General features: G+C 67.1%; 22 protein-coding genes. 9 read left to right on the top strand and 13 right to left on the bottom strand.

The window, feature by feature from the left end; all coding sequences use genetic code 11:
* Nucleotides 1-2: 2 nt before the first annotated feature.
* Complete coding sequence (locus tag AC0KTM_RS09595; protein ID WP_238957979.1) at nucleotides 3-803, bottom strand: nuclear transport factor 2 family protein; 801 nt, start codon at nucleotides 801-803, stop codon at nucleotides 3-5.
* Nucleotides 803-1,363, bottom strand: a complete 561-nt coding sequence (pncA, locus tag AC0KTM_RS09590; protein WP_238957978.1) for a pyrazinamidase PncA — start codon at nucleotides 1,361-1,363, stop codon at nucleotides 803-805. The genes AC0KTM_RS09595 and pncA overlap by 1 nt, the downstream gene beginning before the upstream one ends.
* Nucleotides 1,364-1,458: 95 nt before the next feature.
* On the opposite strand from pncA, the gene AC0KTM_RS09585 reads away from it, so the two are divergent.
* Complete coding sequence (locus tag AC0KTM_RS09585; RefSeq protein ID WP_225326801.1) at nucleotides 1,459-2,526, top strand: DoxX family protein; 1,068 nt, start codon at nucleotides 1,459-1,461, stop codon at nucleotides 2,524-2,526.
* 19 nt (nucleotides 2,527-2,545) lie between these two features.
* On the opposite strand, the gene AC0KTM_RS09580 is transcribed toward AC0KTM_RS09585, so the two are convergent.
* The 5 genes from AC0KTM_RS09580 to AC0KTM_RS09560 form a co-directional block, all read right to left on the bottom strand.
* Nucleotides 2,546-3,124, bottom strand: a complete 579-nt coding sequence (locus AC0KTM_RS09580) for an AAA family ATPase (RefSeq protein WP_238957977.1) — start codon at nucleotides 3,122-3,124, stop codon at nucleotides 2,546-2,548.
* Between the two features lie 25 nt (nucleotides 3,125-3,149).
* Nucleotides 3,150-3,539: a TA system antitoxin ParD family protein gene (locus AC0KTM_RS09575; RefSeq protein WP_472415478.1), complete on the bottom strand. Its 390-nt coding sequence runs from the start codon at nucleotides 3,537-3,539 to the stop codon at nucleotides 3,150-3,152.
* A gap of 67 nt (nucleotides 3,540-3,606) precedes the next feature.
* Entirely contained in the window at nucleotides 3,607-4,101 is a 495-nt protein-coding gene (locus AC0KTM_RS09570) for a gluconokinase (protein WP_238957975.1), read from the bottom strand.
* Nucleotides 4,098-6,101, bottom strand: coding sequence for a DUF7064 domain-containing protein (locus AC0KTM_RS09565; protein ID WP_472415477.1), 2,004 nt, complete (start codon nucleotides 6,099-6,101; stop codon nucleotides 4,098-4,100). The genes AC0KTM_RS09570 and AC0KTM_RS09565 overlap by 4 nt, the downstream gene beginning before the upstream one ends.
* 18 nt (nucleotides 6,102-6,119) lie before the next feature.
* Nucleotides 6,120-7,634, bottom strand: a complete 1,515-nt coding sequence (locus AC0KTM_RS09560) for a carboxylesterase/lipase family protein (RefSeq protein ID WP_225326806.1) — start codon at nucleotides 7,632-7,634, stop codon at nucleotides 6,120-6,122.
* Between the two features lie 79 nt (nucleotides 7,635-7,713).
* Here AC0KTM_RS09560 and AC0KTM_RS09555 point away from each other — a divergent pair, with 79 nt between their 5' ends.
* Entirely contained in the window at nucleotides 7,714-8,394 is a 681-nt protein-coding gene (locus AC0KTM_RS09555; RefSeq protein ID WP_472415476.1) for a hypothetical protein, read from the top strand.
* Between the two features lie 91 nt (nucleotides 8,395-8,485).
* Here AC0KTM_RS09555 and AC0KTM_RS09550 read toward each other — a convergent pair whose 3' ends face one another.
* Complete coding sequence (locus AC0KTM_RS09550) at nucleotides 8,486-9,709, bottom strand: cytochrome P450 (protein ID WP_238957973.1); 1,224 nt, start codon at nucleotides 9,707-9,709, stop codon at nucleotides 8,486-8,488.
* A 92-nt stretch (nucleotides 9,710-9,801) separates the two neighbouring features.
* Here AC0KTM_RS09550 and AC0KTM_RS09545 point away from each other — a divergent pair, with 92 nt between their 5' ends.
* On the top strand, nucleotides 9,802-10,431 hold the full coding sequence (locus AC0KTM_RS09545; RefSeq protein ID WP_238957972.1) for a TetR/AcrR family transcriptional regulator: 630 nt from the start codon (nucleotides 9,802-9,804) through the stop codon (nucleotides 10,429-10,431).
* Nucleotides 10,432-10,443: 12 nt separating this feature from the next.
* On the opposite strand, the gene AC0KTM_RS09540 is transcribed toward AC0KTM_RS09545, so the two are convergent.
* The 4 genes from AC0KTM_RS09540 to AC0KTM_RS09525 all read right to left on the bottom strand — a co-directional run bounded on the left by AC0KTM_RS09540 (nucleotide 10,444) and on the right by AC0KTM_RS09525 (nucleotide 13,929).
* Nucleotides 10,444-11,064, bottom strand: coding sequence for a hypothetical protein (locus AC0KTM_RS09540; RefSeq protein ID WP_238957971.1), 621 nt, complete (start codon nucleotides 11,062-11,064; stop codon nucleotides 10,444-10,446).
* A 111-nt stretch (nucleotides 11,065-11,175) separates the two neighbouring features.
* Nucleotides 11,176-11,994 (bottom strand): mycofactocin-coupled SDR family oxidoreductase, encoded by an 819-nt coding sequence (locus tag AC0KTM_RS09535; RefSeq protein WP_275254809.1) that lies wholly within the window; start codon nucleotides 11,992-11,994, stop codon nucleotides 11,176-11,178.
* A gap of 1 nt (nucleotide 11,995) precedes the next feature.
* A complete protein-coding gene (locus AC0KTM_RS09530) occupies nucleotides 11,996-13,078 on the bottom strand; it encodes an NAD(P)H-dependent amine dehydrogenase family protein (protein WP_238957969.1) in 1,083 nt (360 codons plus the stop codon).
* Nucleotides 13,079-13,140: 62 nt separating this feature from the next.
* Entirely contained in the window at nucleotides 13,141-13,929 is a 789-nt protein-coding gene (locus AC0KTM_RS09525; RefSeq protein WP_225326812.1) for an SDR family NAD(P)-dependent oxidoreductase, read from the bottom strand.
* A 209-nt stretch (nucleotides 13,930-14,138) separates the two neighbouring features.
* Between AC0KTM_RS09525 and AC0KTM_RS09520 the strand changes: the two genes are divergently transcribed.
* Nucleotides 14,139-14,738 carry a TetR/AcrR family transcriptional regulator gene (locus AC0KTM_RS09520; RefSeq protein ID WP_225326896.1) on the top strand — a complete coding sequence of 200 codons (600 nt, stop codon included), beginning with the start codon at nucleotides 14,139-14,141 and terminating at the stop codon, nucleotides 14,736-14,738.
* Between the two features lie 7 nt (nucleotides 14,739-14,745).
* On the opposite strand, the gene AC0KTM_RS09515 is transcribed toward AC0KTM_RS09520, so the two are convergent.
* Complete coding sequence (locus AC0KTM_RS09515; protein WP_238957968.1) at nucleotides 14,746-15,849, bottom strand: NAD(P)H-dependent amine dehydrogenase family protein; 1,104 nt, start codon at nucleotides 15,847-15,849, stop codon at nucleotides 14,746-14,748.
* A 388-nt stretch (nucleotides 15,850-16,237) separates the two neighbouring features.
* Here AC0KTM_RS09515 and AC0KTM_RS09510 point away from each other — a divergent pair, with 388 nt between their 5' ends.
* From AC0KTM_RS09510 to AC0KTM_RS09490, 5 genes are all read left to right on the top strand, one after another.
* Nucleotides 16,238-16,885, top strand: a complete 648-nt coding sequence (locus tag AC0KTM_RS09510) for a hypothetical protein (RefSeq protein WP_095532428.1) — start codon at nucleotides 16,238-16,240, stop codon at nucleotides 16,883-16,885.
* A 219-nt stretch (nucleotides 16,886-17,104) separates the two neighbouring features.
* Entirely contained in the window at nucleotides 17,105-18,634 is a 1,530-nt protein-coding gene (locus AC0KTM_RS09505; RefSeq protein ID WP_472415475.1) for a nitric oxide reductase activation protein NorD, read from the top strand.
* 22 nt (nucleotides 18,635-18,656) lie between these two features.
* Nucleotides 18,657-19,451, top strand: coding sequence for a CbbQ/NirQ/NorQ/GpvN family protein (locus AC0KTM_RS09500; protein WP_238957966.1), 795 nt, complete (start codon nucleotides 18,657-18,659; stop codon nucleotides 19,449-19,451).
* A gap of 17 nt (nucleotides 19,452-19,468) precedes the next feature.
* On the top strand, nucleotides 19,469-19,597 hold the full coding sequence (locus AC0KTM_RS09495; RefSeq protein ID WP_007770904.1) for a hypothetical protein: 129 nt from the start codon (nucleotides 19,469-19,471) through the stop codon (nucleotides 19,595-19,597).
* Nucleotides 19,594-20,319, top strand: coding sequence for a hypothetical protein (locus AC0KTM_RS09490; RefSeq protein ID WP_238957965.1), 726 nt, complete (start codon nucleotides 19,594-19,596; stop codon nucleotides 20,317-20,319). The genes AC0KTM_RS09495 and AC0KTM_RS09490 overlap by 4 nt, the downstream gene beginning before the upstream one ends.
* Nucleotides 20,320-20,330 lie beyond the last annotated feature (11 nt).

Raw genomic sequence — 20,330 nt, 5'->3', positions numbered from 1 at the left:
GATCAGCCGGGAAAGTACCGGATCCGGTTGATCGCGTTGCCGCGCCAGGCCACGTCGGCGAACATGATGGCACGCCCGTGGCCCGAGTTGATGGAGACCGCGACCGTCGGGCCGGCGCTGCTCATCTTGGTTGCGCCGGCCCCGTCCAGTTGTTCCACGAGTTCGGCCAGCTCGAGGGGGTCACGATCACCCAAAGTTATTGCAGCCTTTGATGACAGCGCCCGCGCCGCGGCGAACGTGTCTCCTTGCGCGGCGGCGGCGAGGAAACTCCGCACGAGCCGTTGGTGGCGGGCGCCCACCCGCCGGAATCCGGCCATGAATCCGGCGGTCCCCCGCCATCCCTGATTGGTCAGCAGTCCTTTCGACAGGTGCAGCGCGGGGCGCACCGCGCCCGGCCCGGTGCGCAGGAACTGCGCCATCATGGCGGGCAGCTCCCAATACGCCCGTAGTTCGCCGATTAGCCACTCGCCGTTGGCTTCTCGGAGGTCGTAGCGCAGGAATGCCGGAATGTACATGGTCACGGCCGGGCCCATGGCCACCTCGAGCTCGAGATCGCGCAGCACCGCCGTGCCGAAGACGATGTCGAGATCGCGATGAAATTTGATGTCACGCGGGCCGATGAAAGTGTCGTAAAAACGCCCGATCTGCTCATGCCCCACGTGGGGCCGCGAACCCACCGGGTCCTCGACCCGGCCGTCGCCGGTGAACAACGCCACCCATCCGGCGCGATCGTGCGCGGCGGCCGCCTGCGGTGAGCGCTCCACCGCCGCGAGCAGACGTTCCCGGTCCAGTGGCACCACCATTACCGTCCCCCCACCAACTCGATGCCAACGGATTCCATCTCCGCCAGCGCCGCGGCGCCCGAATCCGCCGCCGCGGCCGCGGTCAGGTCCACCAGCACCCTGGTCGTCAGACCCGAACGTGCCGCGTCCTCCGCGGTCCGCCGGACGCAATGGTCGGTGGCAATGCCAACCACGTCGACGTCGTCAACCCCGCGCTGCCGCAACCACTCCAGGAGCGGCGTCCCGTTCTCGTCGGTACCTTCAAAGCCGCTGTAGCCCGCGGAGTAGGCGCCTTTGCGAAAGACGGCATCGATGCGCGCGGTGTCCAAGTCGGGGCGAAAGTCCGCGCCCGCGCTCCCGGCGACGCAGTGCGGGGGCCAGGACGAGAAATAGTCCGGCCGGTCGGAGAAATGGTCGCCCGGGTCGACGTGGAAATCCTGGGTTGCCACCACGTAGCGATAGCCCGAATCGCCGGCCAGATAGGCATTGATGGCGGGCGCGAGGGCGGCGCCGCCGGCCACCGGCACGGCGCCGCCCTCGCAGAAGTCGTTTTGCACGTCGACGATGATCAACGCTCGCACGGCCTCCACAGTATCCGGGTGCGCCGCGGCGCCGCCCTAGCTGCGCAAATCGGTGCCACGGTTTGCTCGACAGGCAGTCGGGTAATACACGGGCCATGGTGATCAGGAGAATCGCGCGACCCCTGTTGTCAGTCGCATTCATCGGGCAAGGAGTCAATTCACTACTCAACCCCAAATCCGCGGCCCAGGCGGCGGCCCCGGCGGTGGACGGCTTGCAGGCGTTGCCGGATTCGGTGAGCGGCAACATTCCGAGCGACCCCGAGACGGTCGCCCAAATCACCGCGGCCGTCCAAATCGGCGGAGGCCTGCTGCTCGCCACCGGCAAGCTCCCCCGCATCGCGTCGGCCGCGCTGGCGGTGACGGTGTTACCGGCGAACCTCGGGGCGCACTCGTTCTGGAACGAAAGCGACCCGGCGGCCAAAGCCCAAAAGCGGCAGCAGTTTCTGACCGATCTCAGCCTGTTGGGCGGACTGTTGATCGCCTCCGCCGACACAGCGGGCAAACCGTCACTGGGGTGGCGCGGGCGCCGGGCGGCCGAACGGCTCTCGGAGCGGGTCTCGTCGGCGTGGCCTGGATCCGACGATTCGGCCTTCGAAGGCGAGTTGTCGGAGCTGGGCGACCGGATCGCACACGGCCTGCACGTCGGCGCCGAACGCGGCCGCGAGTTGGCCAGCACCGCGGCGGAGCGGGGCGCGCCCTACGCCGAAGCCGCACTGGAACGCGGCCGCGAATTGGCCAGCACGGCAGCGCAACGCGGTGCGCCCTACGCCGAAACCGCGCTGGAACGCGGCCGCGAGCTGGCCAGCACCGCGGCCGAGCGCAGCAAGCCGCTGGCGAAGAAGGCCCGCAAGCGCGGTGAGGAATGGGCCGACGAGGCCGCCGACCGCGCAGCCTATCTGGCCGAGAAGGCGCGCAAACGCAGCGAAGAGCTGGCCGATGAGGCCGCCGATCGGGCCGCACCACTGGCCAAGAAGGCACGCAAACGCAGCGAGAAGCTGGCCAAGAAGGCACGCAAACGCAGCGAGAAGCTGGCCGACACGGCGAGGGCGCGCTCCGAGGAGCTCGCCGAGACCGCACGCAAGCGGGGCAGCCACTTGGCCGACACCGCGCGCGAGCGCGTCGGCGGGCAGGTCGAGACCGGCCGCCGCAAGCTGTCCTGGTAATTGCATCGCGCTGGTGCAGCTACTCCGTCCAGCGCTTCTGCAGGATCTCCGGAGCCCACGCGGGCCAGTCGGGGCGACCGATCGTCATGCCGCCGCTGAGGCGGGCGACTATGCGCGGCCCGCGCAGCCGGCTGTTGTCGTAGACGGTCGCGACGTCAGAGAGCGCGAGGGCTTCGGCGACCGGTGTCCACAAGCGGCGATGGCGCTCGCGAACCTTGGTTTCCGGCACGTCATGGCCGCCGGCCCGCACGCGGTGCCGGACACGTTCGACGGCAAGGTCTTCCGGGATGAGCATCGCGTGCAGGACGACGGTGAAGTCCGCGCGATGGGCGGTGTGGATGAGGTCCAGCTTCGACGGGTGGGAAAACACGGTCTCCGCGATGAACGACCGACCCAGGTCGATCAGCTTCGCGCGGGTGTCGGCGGCGACCTGCGCGGCCTCGTAGGCGCGCCCTGCCGCCTCCCCCGGCCAGCGCTGCCGTGCGATTTCGTCGGCGTTGACCACCGGGCTGCCGGGCAACAGCGGCGCCAGGGTGAACGCGATGAAGGTCGACTTGCCGGCGCCGTTCGGGCCGACCACCAGGTCAAGTCGCTCCATCGGGCCGCGCCGGGCGAACGCCGGGTCAGCGCCCGCGCGCCAACACCGCGGCGGAGCCGTCGGGCCGGTGCTCGACGACGTCGCCGTCCTCGTTGAGGGCGACCGTGGTGACGCCCTGCCCGGCCAGCGTCGCCCCGTAGTTGGCGTGCACCAGGCTTTGTTCGATGGCCGCCGAGATCTCGGCGTTGAACACCACGCCCTCCTCGACGGTGAGTTCGCCGGTCGCGAGGTGGCCCGCGAGCGCGGCCTCGACCCGCCGCCGCGAGGCGGTGTGCTGGCTGGACACCGCGCGCCCGACTCGCGCCCAGTGGTCGAGTTGCTGCTTGGCCGAACGGCTCTGGCGGGCGCCTTCTGCCGCGGCGCTGTCCATCAGGTCGGACGCCACCCGGGTGACGCGATCGAGAGCGTCGGCCATGCTTCCTCCGTCATGCAGCACACCGTTACGAGTTGTAGCACAATGCTACACCGGCGCGTATCCCCTGCTAGCGGCGCTGTTTCAGAACGGCGTCGATGATCGCGTCGACATCGCCTCCGGCATCGACCGTCATGCCGGCCTCGTCGGGGCCGAGGGCCTCCAGCGTGTCCAGTTGCGAGCGCAGCAGCGCGGCCGGCATGAAATGGTCGGTCCGGGCCGCCAGCCGGCCGGCGATCAGTTCCGCCGAACCGGACAGATGCAGGAACTCGACGCCCGGGCAGTGCGCGCGCAGCCGGTCGCGGTACTTCCTTTTCAGCGCCGAACAGCTCACCACCCCGCCGTCGCGGTGAGCCGCCAGCCATTCGCCGACCTTGTCCAGCCACGGCGAGCGGTCGTCGTCATCGAGCGGGTGGCCGGCCGCCATCTTGGCGACGTTGGCGGCCGGGTGCAGGGTGTCGGCGTCGACGAACGGGACCCGCATGCGTCGCGCCAGCGCCGCACCGACGGTCGACTTGCCCGATCCGGAAACGCCCATCACCACGACGGGGGCCGATCCGCTCACCCGGTGTGTTCGCCGAGGTTGCGGTTCCATTCCAGCCAGCCGACGCCGTTGCGCCCGTCGGCGGTGGTGATCGTGGCCCACACGCGGGGGAACTGGCTGACCCGCCCGTCCGCGGCGACGAGCCGGACCGGCGCCTGGCCGCGGACGTCCACCTTGGCGGTGAGCTCCCCCGGGTTGAGCGTCAGCGTCGCATCCACTGGTAACCCGTTGCCGGCGAAGGACTCTCGTGAGTCGACGGTCTGTAGCTCGGTGACCCGGCCGTCGGCGCCCTGGGTGTAGCCGATGCTGAACGCCGGCGCGCCGGGAATGCGGATGTTGACGCCGTGCAGATGGGTGCCGTCGTCCAGGTGCAGCGCGCTCCAAATCCAATCCATGCTCCACCAGTCGCGCACACCCCAGGAATGATCGCGCTGGCCGGGCACCGCATCGAGGCGGTAGCTGGTGTCGCCGATCGTGACCGTGCCCGAGACGGTGCACGGAATCTCATACCGCGTCGTGACCCCGTACTTGTACGGGGTGCCATCGGTGTCCCACACCAGGTTCATGGTCATCTCGACGGGCGTGCCGGACTCCCCGCGCAACAGCGCCGCCGGGTCGGAGTGCTCGTGACCCCGCGCGCGCACGTCGACGCGGTAGCTCTGCAACGGCGTGCCGGCGGAGTGGCCGAGTTCGAACTCGTCGCTGCGCACCGTCCACGGGTCCGGGGGCAGCGGAACCTGCGCGTCGACGGCGACGGTGGGTATGCCGGGGCCGCACAGCAGCACGTGAACCCATGCGGTCTGCTCGTTGGCCACCAGGCCGAGGCGGAACCAGCCCCCCAATCCCTGTGCGCTGTCGGCAAAGTCGGCGTACCAGCTCTCGCTCCACAGCGGTTCGGCGGTGGGATCGTGGGCGAGTTCATCCTCGGGCACCGGTTGCAACGGCTCGGCCGGCACCGCGGTCGGCAGCGTCGCCAGCGCGTCCGTGTCGAGGACGTGATCGCAGTGCCGGCGCAGCATCGTCATGAACATCTGGTCGCCACGGTCGGTGCGCTCCACCAGCATCGAGGAGACGATCGCCATCATCACGCCGAAAAAGCTCTGCCGGCGCACGCCGTCGGCGACGTCGGCCAGGGTCAGGGGCGCGTCGGGCCCCAGCGCCTCGTGGTATGCCCGCAGCAGCGCGTCGTAGTGCTCCCGGCGGTCCTCGGGGGGCAGCGCGCAGCCGAGGAAATAGGACAGGTCGGTCAGTGCGGGGCCCCAGGACACGGTCTGCCAGTCGACCACCGTCAGCGCGCGGTCGGCGCCGGCGGTACCGAACAACATGTTGTCCAACCGGTAGTCGCCGTGCACCAAGCCCTGGATCTCGGACGCCTGGGCGTCTTGGGCGAGGTAACCGTCGAACGCGGCCACCAAGCGCTCGCACACCTCGCGGTGCTCCGGGGCGATCTGGTCGCCGTAGCGGTCGACGAATCCGGCGTACAGCGGGGCGATCATCGCCTGGTTCAGCGGCGCCTCGCGGTTGAGCCACGGCGCTTCGGCCAGCGAGACGTCGCCGAGCAGCGGCCCGTGCAGCCGTCCGAGTTCGACGGCACCGAGGCGGGCCTGTTCGATTGTGGCGCCGGCGATTTCATCACCGACCACGGCCGGGCCGGCGTCGCCCAGCAGCAGGTCGAACACGCCCGTCGAGGTGTCGACCGCCGCGTGGTAGCACGGCGCGATCGGCCCGCCCAGCCGCGGCGCGATGTCGCCGTAGAAGCGGACCTCCCGCTCGTAGAGTCCCAGCGCCAGCCCGGTCTGTCGGCTCACCGGGTCGGTGGCCGCGACCTTGAGCACCACCGATTCGGGCCCGCGGTCGGCCTCGGCGTAGTTGAGCTGGATGCGGTAGCACTCGCTCATCTGCCCGGTGCCGATGCGCTCGACCGAGAAATCGGCGATGGGTCCGGTGCCGATCACCGCGGCCAACCAGGAGGCGGTGAGATCACTGGGGGTTTCGATGACTTGCTCGGTCTCGGCGTGCATGAGGGTCAGCGTGCCAGGTCAATGCGCGAGTGAGAAGCCGTCCCAGGCCATCCGGCGTTGCGGGTGGGGATCGAACTCGACCCGGGATTTCCGGTCGAAGACCATCACGGCGCGATCGGCGGAGTTGTACGCGGGCCAGTCCTCGCCCGGGACGCCGGTGCGGCTGAAGGCGCGCCAACGCCGTTGCACCTGGTTGCTGACCCGCAGCGCCGCCCGCCGGTCGGCCGCCGCGGTCAATAACGCGCCAAACCTGGTGCGGTAGACGTCGAAGACCGCCAGCAACTCGGTGGCATGGGTGGCGCCGAAACCCGACCAGCGCAGCGTGCGCGGGGCGTAGTCATACCGGTAGAGGTAGGTCGGCGCGTGCGTGCCGTGGGCCTCGGCGATCTGCCAGGCCGCCGAGCCGAACGCGAAATCACCGCCGAGCTGGATGCATGCCGCACGTTCGGGGTAGTCCGGGTACGCGGCGGTAATGCGTTGGCGGATAGCGGGTTCCGCCTCGGCCAGCAGCTCTTCGACCATCGATTCGTTGGTCGGCAGCATCGCCAGGAATCGGGTGAACAGCCGACCCTCCTCGGCGTTGGTGCCGACAATGAGGGGCACCGGATGCGCCTCACCGCGCCGCATCGCCTCGACGGGATCCATCGGCAGCATGTCATCCCCGACAACCGGACCAATCGGGAAGGCGCCCAGCCTGTTCTGCATGCCCTCGTCGATCAATGCGTGCTGGGTGCGCACCAGTTGGGCCGCGGACGCCCGCATCAGCGCGTCGGCGGCATCCTGCTTGCGCACGCCCAGCAGACCGACGAAGCGGTTCGCGAACTCGGCGGCAACCTCTTTCGACCGCACCAGACCCGAGGCGGGACTCTCCGAGATCGCCCGAGCGAACAGGCCTTCGGCGGAAGGCACCGCCAGCAGGGAGGCGGTGATACACGCGCCCGCGCTCTCGCCGAAAATCGTCACGTTGTCCGGGTCACCGCCGAATCCGGCGATGTTGTCGCGCACCCACTGCAACGCCAGCACCAGGTCGCGCAGGTACAGGTTGCTGTCAATGGTGATCTCGGGCGTCGACAGCGACGAGAAGTCCACGCATCCCAGAGCGCCCAGCCGGTAGTTCACCGACACGTACACGCACCCCCGGCGTGCCAGCGGGGCCCCGTCGTAGAGCGGTGTCGCCGAGCTGCCCAGGAAGTACCCGCCGCCGTGGATGAAGACCATCACCGGTAGCGGCCCCTCGGCGGCTTCGGGTGCCACGACGTTGAGGGTGAGGCAGTCCTCGCTCATCGGCTGATAGCGGCCTCCCAAACCCGACAGGCCGAGCAGGGTGTACCGGCGCTGCTGGGGCGCGCAATTCGCGAAGCCATGGCAGTGCCGCACCCCCGACCACGGCGCCGCCGGCTGCGGCGCCCGGAAGCGCAGGTTTCCCACCGGTGGACGGGCATACGGGATCGACCGCCACCGATTGACCCCGTCGCGGGTGAAGCCCTCGACGGTGCCGGTGGCCGTGCGTGCGCGGACAGTCCGGTGATGCATAACCCGACGGTAACCGACATGACGGCGTTAACGCGCGCGCAGCGCCTTAATTGGCCGGCGCGGCGGTTAGCCTGACTGCATGCGGATAGCTGCGATGATCGCCGCGTCGTTACTGGTCGCCGGGTGCTCACACACCACGGGCGGCCACTCGGAGTCGACGCCTAGCACCACCCCGACATCCGCGGGGGCCGCCGACGGCCCGTCGGAAAGCAAGACGCCGGGAGCGGCCGCGGCGCCGGCCGCCGGCGCCGCGGTCTCCGACGTCATCGCGTGGATAGAGGCGGCCCACCCCGCCGATCCGGCTCGCTATCACACGGCCACCCGCGACGGTGTGGCCACACCCCTGGGCGGCGACATCGCCCTGGCGGGAGCGGGCGGCAAAGTCTCCTGCATGACGGATGCCCCACACACCGGCGGCGCGCTGAATTGCCTGGTGAACCTGACCGCTCCGGCGCCGGCGCCCGCGACCGCCTATGGCGAATGGCAGGGCGGTTGGGTCACTTTCGACGGGGTGCGCCTGCAGGTGGGAGCCGCACGGGCCGACCCCGGTCCGTTCGTCAACGGCAACGGACCGGAACTGCCGAGTGGGGATTCGCTGTCGTTCGGTGACTATCGGTGCCGCGCCGACCAGGCGGGCCTGTATTGCGTGAACTACGCGCATCAGTCGGCGGCGCGTCTGGCGCCCGCCGGCATTCAGCCCTTCGGCTGCCTGAAGTCGGTGCCACCGCCCGACGGGGTCGGCGCGGCGTTCAGCTGCTGAGGCTTTCGCTGCCCAGCGTCGACTTGTTGCGTGAAATTCGCGCCAACAACTCCACGCTGGGCGGTGGTGGTGTGCGACGCGGTGGTGGTGATCACCAGGTGACCGGGAGCTCCTTCATGCCGTAGATGTCGGCGTCCTTGAAACGCAACTCCTCCGGCGGGACCGCCAGTTTCAGCCCGGGCAGCCGCCGCGCGAGGGCGGCGAACGCGACCTGCATCTCGACGCGTGCCAGGTTGGCCCCGATGCACTGGTGCACGCCGTAGCCGAAACCCAAGTGCCCGCGCGTGTTTCGATCGATGTCGAAACTCTCTGGATCGTCGACGAATTCGGTGTCCCAGTTCCCGGCGGGCAGGTTCATCATCACGAACTCCCCCGCCCTGATCAATTGGCCGCCGATCACGAGATCTTCGGTCGCCACGCGGTCGACCTGGCTGTGCACGATGCTCAGATAGCGCATCAGCTCTTCGACGGTGTTCGCGATGAGGGCGGGATCGTCGGTGTGGCCCAGTCGCTCGAAGGCGCTTGGATGCTGTAGCAGCGCAACGGTTCCCAGCGAGATCATGTTGGCGGTGGTCTCGTGGCCGGCCTGCATCATGATCACACTGTTCATCGCCGCGGTCGCGTGGTCGAGTTGGCCCGTCGCGACGTACTCGGTGATCATGCGGCTGATCAGATCGTCGCCGGGTTCGCGCTCCTTGCGTTGCACCAAATCCTGGATGTAGGCGTACATCGCCCCGAAGGCCTGTCCCTTTTCCGCCTCGGACGTCTTCTGGTCGAGCCCGGCGGTGGTGTTGCGTTGGAAGAGCTCGAGGTCTTCGGGCGGCACTCCCAGCAACAGCGCGATCACCAATGATGGCACCGGCAAGGCGAATTCACGGACCAGATCTGCAGGGGGCCCCACGGCGATCATCTCGTCGAGAAAGTGGTCGACCGTCTCCTGGATCTGTGGCCGCATCGATTCGCAACGCCTGAAGGTGAAGTTGCCGGTCATCATCCGACGGATCCGATGATGCTCGGGATCGTCGGTGCGCGCGAACATCACCACGACCTTGTTGTCGGCGTCCGTGGGCATGATGGCGTCCGGAATGGTCTTCGCGGACAGCCGCGGATCAACCAGCGCCGCCCTGATGTCGGCGTAGCGGCTCACCACCCAGACCGGATTGCCGTGGAACATCGCCTGTCGTAAACCGGGCTCGTCCCGCCAACTCGCGAACTCTACCGGCGTTGCGAGCGGGCACCGCGCGGGACGCGGCATCGGCAGTGCCGGCAGATCGGCATCGGAGCAGGAGTCGGACGTCTCGAAAGATATTGACATAAGCCGCGTTTCCCATTAAATGTCAGTTATCTGCCAGTTGTAGAGCGTAAAGCGACGGCTGTCGGTAGTCAACCGTCAGTTACGCTGTCACAATGACCGCGGTGGAAGACCGGCCGTTGCGGGCGGACGCGGCGCGCAACGTCGAGCGCATACTGCGCGCGGCGCGCGAGGTTTACGGCGAGTTGGGCCCGGACGCTCCGGTGGAGGCGGTCGCCCGCCGCGCCGGCGTCGGCGAACGAACCCTCTACCGCCGGTTCCCCGGCAAGGCGGACCTCGTCCTGGCGGCGCTGGAACAGAGCATCGCCGAGGATCTCACCCCGGTGATCGACCGCGCCCGCCGCGCAAAGGATCCGCTACGCGGCCTGACCCAACTGATCGAAGCGGCGATCGCGCTCGGCGCCCGCGAACACAGCCTGCTGGCCGCCGCACGCCGGGCCGGGTCCCTCACGTCCGACATCTCGGTGCCGCTCAACGCCGCACTCGCCGAGCTTGCCCGCGAAGGCCAGCGGCTCGGCAGGATCCGCGCGGATCTGGTCAGCGACGACCTGCCTCGCCTGATAGCGATGCTCTTCAGCGTGCTCTCGACGATGGATTCGGACAGCGACGGCTGGCGACGCTACGTCGCCCTTGTTGTCGACGCGATATCGGTCGATGAGCGACGGCCATTGCCCCCGGCGGCCGAACTGCGCTACACGCTGCAGCCGGACGGCTGGCCACTCTGAAAGACCGCCCGATCAATTAGCCGGCAGGCCCGCCTTGACCGCAGCGTCCTGTTTGCGAGCGAGATCAAGCAGGATGTCGGCCGGCGTGGGATTGCCTATGACACAGTCGGATTCCAGGTCGACCATGGCCCTGCCCTCGACGAATACCGCCTCGGAGATCTCCATCGGGTTGGCCGGGTCGCTGCTCTGCCCGATCACCATGAACCCGTTGGAGCCGACATCGATGGGCTGCTGCTGCCCGTTGACCTTCTTGCCGACGACGTCTCGCATATTCGCCGCCGTCTGGTCGGCCGTCGCCGCATCGGGAAAGACGGCGACCGTGTCGACGATGGTGCGCTTGCCGTCGGGGTTCTTGAAGACCTGCCCGACGCCGACGATGCCGCCCGGATTCTGACTGGGCGGCCCGTCAGCGGTGGCGCGGGGGCCGACGTCGGCGGGCTTGATAAGCAACGAGCTGTAGTCCGCCGGCGCCCCCGGTGACAGCGAGGGGCTCGACGACACGGCCGAACTCGACGACGACGTCGAGCCCGATGGCGCCGTCGAACTCTTGTCCTCGCCGCAGCCCGCCATTGCAGCGCTGAGCAGCATCGCGGTGGCCGCCAGACCGACCGCGGACGTCCGGACGTTGGTCATGAGCCCTCCTTGTTGCGGTCAGCTATTTGTATCCCTTACCCCGGCGCGACGCAGCACGAACACGCAAACTTTGTGGGCCGCCGGGCAAATCCGCATCGGGCGAGTTTCGCTTCAGTTGATGGTCACGCCCGCGTCGACCTTGAACTGCAGACCCGTCACGTATCTGGACTCGTCCGAGAGCAGGAACAGGACCGCGCTGCTCACGTCGGCGGGTTCGACGGCGGGCGTGGGCATCGCGTTGACGAAGATGGGGATCAGATCGGACCGCTGCTCGCCCAGGAGAGGCCCGAACGATGCGGGGACCATTCCGGTGGGGACGCCCGTGGGAAGCACGGTGTTGACGCGCACGTTCTGTGCCGCGAGTTCGTTCGCCAAGGCCAGGGTCAAGCCGACGACGCCGTGTTTGGCCGCCGTGTAGGGCGTCTGCAGCGGAAAGCCCTTGAGGGCGCCGGCCGAGCTGATGTTGACCAGGCTGCCTCCGCCCTGCTCGAGCAGGTGCGGTATCGCGGCCGCGCAGGTGTTCCACACCCCGATCAGGTTGACGTCTACCACCGTGCGCCACTGATCGGCAGTCGTCTTGTCCCACGGCGCCACCGTCAACACGCCGGCGTTGGCGACCGCGCCGTCCAGCCCGCCCAGTGCCGCGACGCCGTCGTCGACCGCATCGCGCAACTGTTCGTCGTTACGGACATCCACGACGTAGCTCATACAGCGACGGCCGAGTTTGCGCACCATCTCTGCCGTTTCGTCAAGCTCCTGCCTTGTGGCCAAGGGGTATTCGATCTGCGGCAACGATTCGCAGATGTCCAGCACGATGAGGTCCGCGCCTTCCTCGGCGAGCCGCAACGCATGGCCGCGGCCCATACCGCGGGCGGCGCCCGTGATCAGAATGCGTTTACCGGCGACGCGTCCTGGAGCCGCGGTGGTCAGTTCAGTGCTCGTTCCACATCAGCCCGCGCATCGTCGCCGAGAGCGGGATGTCTTCGACACCGATCAGCCCCGGGGGCGCGTTGCACACCCAGTCGATCGCGTTGACCGCCCGCCCCGCCGTCGAAATGCACCCTGCGTCAGTGGAATCCAGCAACGGATGGGAGACGTGGGTGTTGATCTCCACGCGCGGCTCGCCCTCCACGACGACGCGGTGCACCCCGGTATGGCCCTCGGGTGGGAACTCCCAGTCGGGCGCGGCGGCCGGGGTGAGCCTGGTGACGTGCTCGAGGGTGATGACCGGTTCACCGTCGCGCACGCCCTCGGTGGCGAACCGGACCGCGGCCATCTGCCCCGGCTCCACCGTCATCATCGTGCACTCGATGCGTTCTGGCGTATACCACGGTTCGCAGCGCTGGCGCACGTCGTCGAGCTCGATGTCGAGATGGTCGGCCAGACTGCGGACCTGACCACCCCACATCGCCACGATCACCCCGGGCAGAAACATCATTGGCGTGTCGTCGTCCGGCGTGGTTCCGAATCCCATTGCCGCACCTGTGAACTCGGCATCGTCGTAGTTGCCGTAGTCGAAGATCTCCTGCACGGTGATCGACGAGATCCGCGTGGTCAGGCTAGCCGCCGAATGCACCAGCGTATCGCCGGAGAAGCCGGGGTCGATGCCGTTGACGTAGAGCGAGGCGTTGCCTGCCGCGCACGCGCGCTCCAACGGCTCTCGCAACCAGTCGTCGGCATGGCGGGGCGTCACCAGCCAGACCATCGACGTACCAACAACGTTGATGCCCGCCGCGAGAAACTTGGCCATCTGTTCGATGGCTTCCATGGGCCGCGTCTCACCCTGAGACGTGTAGACCACGCAATCGGCGCCAAGATTGAGCAGCGCCTCGATATCGTCGGTCGCGATGATGCCGGTCGGCTCGTCCAGCCCGCAGAGCTGCGCCGCGTCCTTGCCGATCTTGTCGGCGCTGGCGGCGTGCACGCCGACCAGTTCCAGATCCGGTCGGCCGATGATGGCCCGCAACGAATGCCGGCCCACGTTTCCGGTGGAGAACTGTATGACTCTGCGCACTTACCCTCATCCTTCCGACCGTGGGCGATGACCCATCATGACGCGTTGAATCGCGGTCCAGGTCAGTAATCGGGGATTGGCAGCGGCGAGTTGTTCGAGTCGATGCCGCCATCGACGTGGAAGATCGCGTTGGTCGCGTAGCAGTCGCGCGTGCACAGGTAGACCGTCAGCCGTCCGAGATCCTCGACGTCACCGAGCCGATGCAGCGGCGTGGCCTCCTGCATTTTCTCGAGCGACCCGGGCATCAAGTCCAAGCTGCCCCGTAGACCATCGGTGGCGAACGAACCCAACGCAATCGCGTTGACGCGGATCTTCGGCGCGAGTTCCTGTGCCATGGCGCGGGTGAGCGCCTCGAGACCGCCCTTCGCGACGCAGTAGGCCGTCAAGGCCCGGATGCCGAACCGGGCAGACCCAGACGAGATGTTGACGATGGATCCGCGCCCCGCCCCGAGCATGTGCGGGGCGACGAGTTGACTCATGATGAACGCGGATGTCACACACCAGTCGAAGGTGTGCCGGAAGTCTTCGTCGGTGATGTCCAAAAACCGCGCATAGGTGGAGCCGCCGACATTGTTGACGAGAATGTCGATGCGCCCGAACCGCTCCATGGCCGTGTTCACGACGCGCTCTCCGTCGGCACGACTCATCGCGTCCGCCACGAGCGCCAACCCCTTGCCGCCGGAGGCCTCGATACCCTCAATCGTGCCAACGATATCCGCCTCGGTGCGTGCGGTCCCGACAACGGTGGCGCCGGCCTCCGCCAAGACCCGGGCAATGCCCGCCCCGACACCCTTCCCGGCGCCCGTCACGATCGCGACCTGCCCATCAAGCTGGAACTGTTCCAACGCCATGCCGAGCTCCTTCGATCGCGCGTGGTGTGCGCCGTTCAATCTATGAACCAAGCTGACTAAAGTCAACGAATCTGCGCAATCGACGTCGGTAACGCCGCCGATTATCTGAGAATGATCAAGTTATGCAAGCCTTTCTGGTGCGGACACGGCATAATGAGCCGTTGAGCCCCGCAACTCTCGCACGAGTCGGGTCAACCGTGAGGAAAGAAATGGCTGTGACGGATCGGCTGTCGGCACGAGAAGCAAAGCGCCTGCAGACGAGGGAGCGATTGATGGGCGCCGCGATCGCGGAGTTCGCCCGAGCCGGCATGGCCGAGGCCGATGTCAGTGCCATCGTGGCCGCCGCAGGAGTCGCGCACGGGACCTTCTTCTTCCACTTCCCCACCAAGGAGCACGTGCTGCTGGAGCTCGAGCGCCGCGAAGAGGATCGCATAGCCAAGCAGTTCGCCCAATTCCTGAAGTCCAAGCACGACCTTGCTTCCGCTTTGAATGAGGCGGTCCGCCTGGTGGTCGGGCTGGAACGTCGGCTGGGCGATCGGCTCTTCAATGACTTTCTCGCGCTGCACTTCTCCCAAACCCGCCCGCAGACCGAGGACGGCCGAGATCACCCGTTGATCGTCTTGGTGGCCCAGGAAATCGCGCTGGCGCAGGAACGCGGTGAGACCGATCGGCACGTCAATCCGATGAACAGCGCGGTGTTCTTCTTGCTGGGCCTCTACGCCCTGTTGATCACCACCAACCATTGGCCGACCGGCCACACCCTGCTGGAAGACTTCGTCGCGAGGACGTTGCGAAGTTTGAAGCCCTGACCCGCCGCTAGGGCCGTATCACGCCACGCAGCGGCATCAGCCCGAGTTCCTTGTGTGACATGAACCCCGGTGGAGCGTCGCAGACCGCGGGTATCGCGTTCGCCGGGCCCATCGCGGTCCAGGTGTAGCCGGGCAGCGCGTAGCCGCCATTCGGGTCCTGTGCCCCCTGCAGGATCAGCTCGGTGGAGGAATCGCCCTCGATCACGATCCGGTAGTGGTAGTGCTGGGGCCAATCCTCCTGCGGCTCAATGGCGTCGAAGGTGTCCATCGTGTAGATCTCGTGAAAAGCGATGAGGGGCTTACCGTCCACCCACGCCGTCCACTTGTGATGCTGGCGGGCGACGGTGCCCTTCTTGATCACGCCCTTGAAGCCTGGCATGTCGCTGGCTTCCCCTCCCTCGAAGGGGATGTCGCGCGTGGCAGTCCCGAGTTCTACCTCAGTCGTGTATTTCTCGACTGTTTTGCCCATTCCCTCCACAACCATGGCCATCGACTGCGCGAACAAGGGCCATGCCTGCCCCAACAGATTGGGGCCATCCTCGAACCCGGCCGGATCGCTTCCCATTCCCATCTCATACAGGTACTTGAGGGTGTCCCGCCCGAAATTCACCACCTCGTAGATGTGAATAGTGTCGATCTGACTGACGATTCGGGCCAGCGTCAGGACGAGCAGGTCTCCAGCGAACCCCGGGTTTACACCGCCGGCATGAAACGACGTCCCACCCTCGTGGCACGCGGCATCGATCTTGTCGATGTCCGCCTGACTGTGCTCAGTCCGATACCACCACGCCCCACCCGACGCGACGACATTCTTGCCACCGCGCAGTAAACGACACACTTCATCGGGGTCGGACCATAACGGCGCGTAGAACACGCAATCGGCATCGAGTGCCTCGATGGCATCCTTGTCGGTGGTCGCCCGCACACCGGTCGGCGGCTTGCCGCAGAGCTCACCGGCGTCCTTGCCGACCTTCTCCGGACGATTGCACAGGACTCCGACCAGTTCATAGGCCGGGTTGTGCACAAAATGACGCAGCGCGATCGTCCCGACATTGCCGACGCCCCATTGGATTACGCGATACTTCTTCTCGGCCGGCGACTTGAGCGTCATCGCTACTCCTTTGCATGGCCAGAACGCCTGCGCGCTCGCTGAGCGTAGGCTTCGGCCGAAGGGCGTGTCAACGATTACCAGCTGACTTTCGTCAGTGCTAGCAGGTGGGCGCCACGCCGCGGGCAGCGGCGCCCACCACGCCTACTGGCCCTGCGGCACTCGGTAACTGCCAGAATACGGGCGGACTCCACCGAGACATCGCCGTCGACCTCGTCCGCTACTTCTGCTGACTGTAGTCAGCCTGTTATAGTGCACTCGCCGATCCAATCAGTGTCGATGGCGGGGAGGGTTCGTGAATTTGCCGAAGCTGCATCAGCGCGATTCCGGGATAGGTGCAGCCACCGGATCGCCCGGCTCCGCCCCGCCTGGTCTGGCCATCGACGAGCACATGGAACGCTCACAATTGGCGCAGCGCCGGGCCGACAAATGGCTCATCTCCGGCAGTCTGCTGATCGGCACCGCAGCCCTTGGCATCTTCGGCCTGCCGCTGTTCTTGTGGGGCGTGCGGCTGCTGCGCCGGGCGCAACGCGACGGCCTCTCGGTGAGGCCGATGCTCGTCACCCTGCTCGGCTACCTCGTCATCATCGACGCCGCCATCAACACCGTCGGCTGGGCCCTTGATCTGGTGGCGAACCACACCATTCTGGCCCGCGTCCTGCTCAACGGCTGGGGCAACATGTTCGACGCCGGCTACTTCTGGCACTACAACGAGCTGTGGGTCGGCGGCGCGGCGGGACCCGGCGAGAAGGCCCTGGAGGTCGGCCTCATCCTGACCGTTTTCACCATGCGGATCGCCGCGGCCATCGGCTTTCTGCAGATGAAACGATGGGGCCACCAATGGATGGTCATCACCTGCTGGATGGGCGTGGTCATCTGGATCACCTACGTGTTCAACATGACCATGTTCGCCGACGTGCGCTTCGCGGGCGTCGTGCTGCCGGTCGTCGGCTGGTGGCTCTACGACATCTTCTACATCACCCCGTTCCTCGCCATCCCCTATCTGCACACCGTCAACCGCGAACTCTTCTCCGACTGAAATGCCGTACGCGCCTTCGGTTCACGAGAGTTCTCGACACCTCAGCACGCATCACCTGACCACGTCACCGAGGAGGTCACATCGTGGGTTATGTCTGGGAAATTCTTCGCTACGTCGCCGCGTGGGGCGGCACCGGACTGATCATCTGGTTCTGGTACTGGCTGTTCTCCAACATCGGCACGTTCTGAACCGGGGTTCGGGGAGCGCGGGATTGGGCCGATGACTGAGCATTCCGACGGCCACGCGATGGCGCTGGAACGCAGTTGCGCGGTGACGGCGGTCGCGCTGAGCGAGCAGCGCCGCGAAGGCGTGCGGCTCGTCACCGGCGAGCGGCGGGGCTTCGGGTTGAACGCGGGGCTCACGTTCGTCCATGTCCCCTACCCCGCCGCCCCCGACTGGACCCGCAGAACCCTGACCTGCGGCGTGGCCCTGCAATGCTCGCCATCGAAGGAACGCGTCACCGAATTTCGGCTGAACGAGCTATCCGCGCGCGAACTGCGCGCGCTCACGCTGGTCGAAGGCGGCGTCGCCCTCGGCTGGATCGCGTCGCGGTGGCCCGGCCTGCTTCCCGAGGTCCAACGGCTGCTCCCCGGCGTCCACCCCGAAGCCGCGGACATGGACGGCGCCCAGATGCTCGATAGGGCAATCGGATTGGCGGCCACCGGCCGGGAGTTGGCGATCCCTCCGCTGTTGGGTGCCTTGCCGCTCGCCTACACGGCGCCCCAGGGATTGACCGATAGGTTGCGACGCAGCTTCGGGCGGATGCCGTGGACCGCCACGCAGAAGCGTCTTCCGCGGCCATACTCGGTTCCGGTCGGCGGTGATGGGGGTGTCCGCAACCCGAACCTGCCGCCGCCGAGCCGGCCGCAGGACAACGATCTCGACGTCACACCCCAACACCGGCCCGGGATTCCCTATCCCGAGTGGAACATGTGGACACAGCGATTCATGCACGACCACGTCGCTGTCGTCGAGCACGCCGACGGCCGGCGCCTGCGCCGTCCGGTGCCGGTGGCCGTCGACGTCCGCAAGTGGTTCGAAGAGCACACCCACCGTGCAATGACCAGCCGCCTCGAAGACGGCTCGGACCTCGACGTCGACCAGTACGTCAACCACTACATCGACCTGACGACGGGCGAGGCCAAGGAGCCGAGGGTGTTCCGCGACCTGCTGCCCAGCAGCCGCGACGTCGCCACCGCACTGCTGCTCGACGGCAGCTCGTCGCTGGGGGTACACGGGGGCCGCGTGTTCCAGCTCGAATTGGCCTGTGCCGACGCGCTTTCGCGTGCCATGACGCTGGCGCGCGAACGCCATGGCGTTTTCGTGTTCACCGGCAACACCCGTCACCGCGTCGAGGTGCGGTGCCTGAAGGACTTCGAGGACCGCCGGTTCGTGCCGCCGAGCGGGCTGGGCCGGGCCACCCGCGGCTACACCAGACTCGGTGCGCCGCTGCGCCATTTGACGAGCCGGCTGCTGGCCCAGGCCTCCGAGCGGCGCCTGCTGATCATCATCGGGGACGGGCTGATCTCCGATGAAGGCTACGAGGGCCGTTACGCCTGGGCCGATGCCGCGCACGCCGTCGAGGAGGCCAGCGAGGCCGGGGTGTCGATGTATTACGTGGGTGTCGGGCCGACCCGGGTCGACCCCCTTCCGGAGGTGTTCGGGCCGCGCCGGTCGCAACGGATCCGGCGCATCGAGGAATTACCGCGGGTATTGGCCCATGTCCATCGCGAACTGGTCGCAGCGTGAATGCCGACCGATTAAGGAAAAGATGACCACCGACACATATTTCGCCAACGGCAACGAAGTTCAGCTGTTCGAACACGCCTTTCAGCGGCGCCTGCCGGTGATGCTGACCGGCCCGACCGGGTGCGGCAAAACCCGGTTCGTCGAACACATGGGCTCGCTGCTGCAGCGACCGGTGGTCACGATCAGTTGCCACGACGACCTCACCAGCTCCGACCTCGTCGGCCGCTTCATGGTGACCGGCGGCGACGTCGTCTGGACCGACGGCCCGCTCACCCGGGCCGTCAAAGCCGGCGCGATCTGCTACCTCGACGAAGTCGTCGAGGCCCGCCACGACTCCTTGGCGATCCTGCATTCCCTGACCGATCACCGACGGTCGTTGTACCTGGACCGCGCCGGCGAGGTGGTGAAAGCCCCCGAAGAGTTCATGCTGGTGTGTTCGTACAACCCGGCCTATCGCAGCTCACTCAAGGAGCTCAAACCCTCGTTCCGCCAACGGTTCGTCACGCTGGCGATGCACTATCTGCCGCCCGACCGCGAAGCCGACGTGATCGTCGCCGAATCCGGAATCCCGTCGGCCACCGCCCAGCGGCTGGTCGGGTGCGCGGTCGCGATCCGCACCGCCGACGAAGCCTTCCACTTCGAACCGCCGTCGACGCGGGTGCTGGTCACCGCCGCCCAACTGATCGCAGCCGGCGCAACCGAATTGGACGCCGCCGACGCGTGCATACTCGCGCCGCTGAGCACCGATGGCGCGGTCACCGACGGTCTGCGTGAAGTCGCGGCAGCCAGCCTGGCCACCTCGAACAGTTCGCCCTAGGGAAAGGAGCAACCGGCATGGACCGACAGGAGGAGAAGCGCAAAAGGGCGCTCATCATCTTCCAGATCTTCATCTACGGCTATCTGCTGGCGATGTTCGGAGTCCAGCTCTACATGTCGTTCGCGCGGGGATGGTGGGATCTGTGAATGTACCGCTGCTGAAACGAAATTCGGGAGACGCGCCGGACCGTACCGACGCGTCGCGCAGCCTCGAGGACCACCACGACGAATCACGCCAGGCTCAGCGCCACGCCGACAAGTGGATGATCGTCGGCGCCGCCCTGATGGGCATGTGGGCGCCAGGCCTGATCGGATTTCCCATCTTCATGCGCGGGGTGTGGCTGCAGCGCCAGGCCCTGCGCGCCGGGCTGTCCGTTCGGCCCATGATCGTGACCCTCATCGGCTATCTGGTCCTGATCGACGGAATGCTCAACAGTCTTGGGTGGGCGCTTGACCTGGTCGCCAACCACACGCTGATCAACCGGGTGCTGATGGTCGGGTGGGGCAACATGTTCGACGCCGGCTACTTCTGGCACTACAACGAGCTGTGGATCGGGGGCGCTGCGGGCCCGGGCGAAAAGGCCTATGTGGCAGGCCTGATCCTCACCGTCTTCTCGATGCGGGTGGCCGCGGCGATCGGGTTTTTACAGACGAAGCGCTGGGGCCACCAGTGGATGGTCGTCACCTGCTGGATGGGCGTGGTGATCTGGTCCGCCTACGTCTTCAACATGACCATGTTCGCCGACGTGCGCTACGCCGGTGTCGTGTTCCCGGTCATCGGCTGGTGGCTCTACGACATCTTCTACATCACCCCGTTCCTCGCCATCCCGTACCTGCACACCGTCAATCGCGAAATCTTCTCCGACTAAAAGGAGCAGTG

This window comes from Mycobacterium sp. NTMscope_Eco_3 (assembly GCF_976985685.1).
This window is presented reverse-complemented; position numbering and strand designations above follow the sequence as displayed.